Source organism: Massilia sp. UBA6681, assembly GCF_002454935.1.
GTDB classification, from domain to species: domain Bacteria; phylum Pseudomonadota; class Gammaproteobacteria; order Burkholderiales; family Burkholderiaceae_D; genus Telluria; species Telluria varians.
On the sequence record NZ_DKJX01000071.1, the window covers coordinates 1 to 4,421 of the forward strand.

The following is a 4,421-nucleotide window of genomic DNA, read 5'->3' on the forward strand; positions in this document are numbered from 1 at the left end:
CTGCGCGCTGGCCCGCGCCCGCGCCCAGGAAGGCCGGGCCGCGGCCGTGCTGCAGGCCAGCTGCCTGGCGCGGCTCGCCGAACTGTGCCAGCAGGAAGGGCGCGGCAACGAAGCGCGGGAGCTGCTGCGCGAGAGCCTGCTGCTGCGCTGCGCCGAGTTGGGCGAAGACCACCCGGACACGCGCGCCGCGCATGCCGCGCTGGCCGCGCTCGACCTCGCCGGAGGCAGGCTCGACGATGCACGCCAGCGCTACGAACTGCTGGCCCAGCGCGGCATGAGCACCCTGGGGAGCGAGCATCCGGAGACGCTGGCCGCACGTTCCGGCCTGGCGTCCGTGCTTGGCCGGAAAGGGGAGAGGGAACGGGCGCTGGCGCTGCACGAGCAGGTGGTGGCCACCTGCGAGCGCCTGTGGGGAGATGCGCACCCGGCCACCCTCGACAGCCTCGAACAGCTCGCCGCCACCCTGGACAGCCAGCACGAGAAAGACAGGGCGCGGGTGCTGTTCGAGCGTGTGCTCGACGGCCGCCGCCAGTTGCAGGGCGCCGAGCACGAGGACACCCTGCGCTGCGGCCAGCGACTCGGCCAGCTGCTCGGTGAAATGGGCGAGCTCGGCAATGCGCGGCGGCTCCTGGAGGCCGTGCTGCGCGTGCGCGAGCGCTACGACGGCGCCTATGCCCTGCCGACGGTGAGCGCGCGCGACGCACTTGCCCAGATCCTCGCCGCCCAGGGCGACATGGCTGCCGTGCGCAGCCTGCGCAGCGCACCGGCGCCGGTCCGCGAGACCGAGGCGGGCGCCGGCCACACGGACGAGCACCACGCGATCGACAGCCTGCAGCAACAGTGCGCGCAGCTGAAAGCCCTGATCGACCAGGACAGCCGGCTGGAGGCGCGCGCGCTGGCCGACAGCATGCGCCACTCGGTGCAATGGCTGAGTGTGGCACTTCCGCTACGCCAGCGGGTGGCGGCCATGATCGAGCAGGTCTATCTTCGGGAGGGGGACAAGGACGCGGCGCTGGCGCTCAACAAGGACCTGGTCTCCTCACTGGAGGGGGCCCTGGTCCGTGCCAGGCGCGAGGAGTTGTCGGTATTGCGATAGCGGCAAATATCGGTGCATAAGCGACAAAAACACTTGGCAAGCTGCTCATTCCTTGACAAGAAGAATCGCCATGAGGAAACAAAAAAGGACTTGCTGACGAGCGATCCGGGCGTTGCTTCAGGTAAAATCGCTGACATGCGAATTCTTATCAGTAACGACGACGGCTACCTGGCGCCTGGTATCAGNNCCTTGTCCGCGATCGCGGACATCGTGGTGGTCGCACCCGACAGCAACCGCTCGGGTGCGTCGAATTCGTTGACGCTCGACCGCCCGCTGACGGTCACGAAGGCCGCCAACGGTTTCCATTTTGTTAATGGAACGCCGACCGATTGCGTCCACATCGCCCTGACCGCGATGGGCGATGCGCCGCCCGACCTGGTCGTTTCCGGCATCAACAATGGCCAGAACATGGGCGACGACACCCTGTATTCCGGCACCGTCGCGGCGGCCACCGAAGCCTACCTGTTCGGCATCCCGGCGNNTCGCCTTTTCGCAGGTGAATCCGGGCTGGGCCCATGTCGATGCCGCCGCCAGGGTCGCGCGCGAGATCGTCGAGCGCCGCTTCGACAAGCTCGAGCTGCCCTTCCTGTTCAACGTGAACATCCCGAACCTGCCGTACGAAGAGATCGGTCCCTTGACGCCTTCGCGCCTCGGCCGCCGCCACCAGGCCGAGCCGGTTATCCGTTCGCAGGATCCGCGTGGCCGCGAGATCTTCTGGATCGGCGCACCGGGCGCCTGCCGCGATGCGAGCGAGGGCACCGATTTCCATACGACCGCGCAGGGCTGCGTGTCGATCACGCCGCTGCAGGTCGACCTGACCCACAAGGCCCAGCTGGAACTGCTGCGAGGACTCGTATGAGCGGCGACGTGAACGATAAGCGCAGCACCTTTCCCTTGCCGCTGTCCTCGGTGACCGGCGGCGCCGTGCGCAAGCCGGGGCTGCCTACGCCGGTTGCCACGCCGCAGACCGCGACGCGCAATGCGAGCACGGCGGGGCGCGCCAGTTTCGCGCCGGCCGCGCCGGCGCCGTCGCCGCGTCCGCCCGGCTATGCCCAGGCACATGCGCCGGCCGCCCCGGTCGCGCAGCGCTCCGAGCTGATGGCGTCGGAAGCGGTACGCCGGGCCATGGTGGCGCGCGTGGCGAAGCAGGGCGTCAAGGACGGCGTCGTGCTGGGCGCGATGGAAGCGGTGCCGCGCCACCTGTTCATCGAACCGGCCCTGTCGGCGCAGGCGTACATCGACGCCTCGCTGCCGATCGGGCACAACCAGACGATTTCGCAGCCCTACATCGTCGCGCGCATGATCGAAGCGATGCGCGCCTCGATAGGTGCCGGAGGCCAGCTGGGCCGGGTGCTCGAGATCGGCACCGGCTGCGGCTACCAGGCAGCCGTGCTGTCCTTCGTGGCGCGCGAGGTGTATTCGATCGAGCGCATCAAGCCGCTGCACGAGCTGGCCAAGACCAACCTGCGGCCGCTGAGGATTTCGAACCTGCGTTTGCAATACGGCGATGGTATGCTAGGCTTGCCGCAGGTAGCGCCTTTCGACGGCATCATCCTTGCAGCTGCGGGACTCGAAGTGCCGCAAGCCCTGCTCGAACAACTGGCCATCGGCGCGCATCTCGTCGCACCGGTTGGCGCCCAGGTCCAGCACCTGCAACGTATTACCCGCATCGGCAAAAGCGAGTGGGCCAGAGAAACGCTGGAAGCGTGCCACTTCGTGCCGCTGCGCCCCGGCACCATCTAGCATGGCCAGCGGGCGTGCCCAGGCGCGCCGCGCACGATGCTGCCTGTCCCGGCCTGCCGGGTCAACCCCGCCGGCCCGGCCGGCGTTGAAGAGCCTGGTCCAACCGGCACGACCACGGCTGATGATGTCCGCCGGCGCGTGTCGCCCCTGGCGCTGCTGCAGGGACGCGCCGCCATAGAACATGAACAGAAAATAGAAAGACAATGAACCAAGCCTCCCATTTACCCCGCCTCGCATTGCTCACCCTCGCCCTCGGCCTGCTGGCCGGCTGTAACTCCCTGACGCGCCAGGCGCCGGTCGTCGAGCGCACCGGCGCCTCGGTATCCGAGCGTCCGCGCCCGGCCCCGGCCGCCCGCGTCGAAGAACCGAAGGCCGAGAAGGGCATGTACACGGTACGCCGCGGCGACACCCTGCTGCGCATTGCACTGGACCACGGCGAAAACTACCGCGACATCGTCGCCTGGAACAACCTGCGCGATCCGGACGACATCAAGGTCGGCCAGACCCTGCGCGTTGCGGCGCCGGAGCGTGGCGAACGCACCGCCAACATCCAGACCCAGCCGGTGCCGGCGCCGCCGGCGGCCACGCCGCCGCGCAAGACCGAACCGCGCGCCGACAAGCAGCCCTACACCGAGAACGTCGCCGCCCGGCCGGAATCGGGCGCGCGCACCGAGCCGGTGCGCCCGGCAGCACCGGCGCCGGCGGCCCCGGCCCCAGCGATCGTCGCCGGCAGCACCGTGACCGCGAACGACGACGACAAGCTGAGCTGGATGTGGCCGGCGGACGGCCGCATCGTCGCCACCTTCGACGAAGGCCGCAACAAGGGCATCGACATCGCCGGCCGTCCAGGCCAGCAGGTGGTGGCTGCGGGCGCCGGCAAGGTAATGTACGCTGGCAGTGGCATCCGGGGTTATGGTAACCTCGTCATCGTCAAGCACAACAACAGCTTGCTGTCGGCATACGCGCACAACCGCAAGATCGTCGTCAAGGAAGGCGACAATGTGGCCAAGGGCCAGATGATCGCGGAAATGGGCGATTCGGATGCCGACTCGGTGAAGTTGCATTTCGAGATACGCCAGCAGGGCAAACCCGTTGATCCGGCGAGGTTCCTGCCGGGCCGATAGAGGATGTAATGGTATGACGCAGCCGCCGCACTCGCTGGACCAGCAGGAATCAGACGAGTTTCCGGACGAACCGGAACGCGGGGGCGCCGCTGCGACCGACGGGGAGGACATCCTCCCCGGCCCCGAGGTCGACACGGTGGACGAGCTGCGCAAGGTCTTGCAGGCCGAGCTCGCCACCGACACCACCCAGCACTACCTCAACCAGATCGGCACCCGCCCGCTCCTGACGGCGAGCGAGGAAGTCCAGGTCGCCACACAGGCCAAGGGGGGCGATTTCGCGGCGCGCCAGAAGATGATCGAGCATAACCTGCGCCTGGTAGTCTCGATCGCCAAGCACTACATCAACCGCGGCGTCGTGCTGCTCGACCTGATCGAAGAGGGCAACATCGGCCTGATGCGCGCGATCGACAAGTTCGAGCCCGAGCGCGGCTTCCGTTTCTCCACCTACGCCACCTGGT

Annotated in this window: 5 protein-coding genes and 1 pseudogene; all 6 read left to right on the plus strand. The window is 68.2% G+C overall.

The window, feature by feature from the left end:
* Positions 1 to 1,096: tetratricopeptide repeat protein (locus B2R83_RS11770; RefSeq protein ID WP_292041378.1), on the plus strand; the 1,096-nt coding region annotated here is incomplete at its 5' end.
* Positions 1,097 to 1,231: 135 nt separating this feature from the next.
* Positions 1,232 to 1,516, plus strand: a pseudogene (locus B2R83_RS24030) (5'/3'-nucleotidase SurE); the annotation flags it as partial.
* Between the two features lie 76 nt (positions 1,517 to 1,592).
* A complete protein-coding gene (locus B2R83_RS24035; RefSeq protein ID WP_414674402.1) occupies positions 1,593 to 1,955 on the plus strand; it encodes a hypothetical protein in 363 nt (120 codons plus the stop codon).
* A gap of 8 nt (positions 1,956 to 1,963) precedes the next feature.
* Positions 1,964 to 2,839: a protein-L-isoaspartate(D-aspartate) O-methyltransferase gene (locus B2R83_RS11780; protein WP_292041379.1), complete on the plus strand. Its 876-nt coding sequence runs from the start codon at positions 1,964 to 1,966 to the stop codon at positions 2,837 to 2,839.
* 203 nt (positions 2,840 to 3,042) lie between these two features.
* On the plus strand, positions 3,043 to 3,963 hold the full coding sequence (locus tag B2R83_RS11785) for a peptidoglycan DD-metalloendopeptidase family protein (protein WP_292041381.1): 921 nt from the start codon (positions 3,043 to 3,045) through the stop codon (positions 3,961 to 3,963).
* 13 nt (positions 3,964 to 3,976) lie between these two features.
* Positions 3,977 to 4,421: sigma-70 family RNA polymerase sigma factor (locus B2R83_RS11790; RefSeq protein WP_292041383.1), on the plus strand; the 445-nt coding region annotated here is incomplete at its 3' end.

What these genes read in the sequence shown, in the direction of transcription:
- B2R83_RS11785 (WP_292041381.1), top strand. Translation starts at nt 3,043, where the DNA reads ATGAACCAAGCCTCCCATTTACCCCGCCTCGCATTGCTCACCCTCGCC.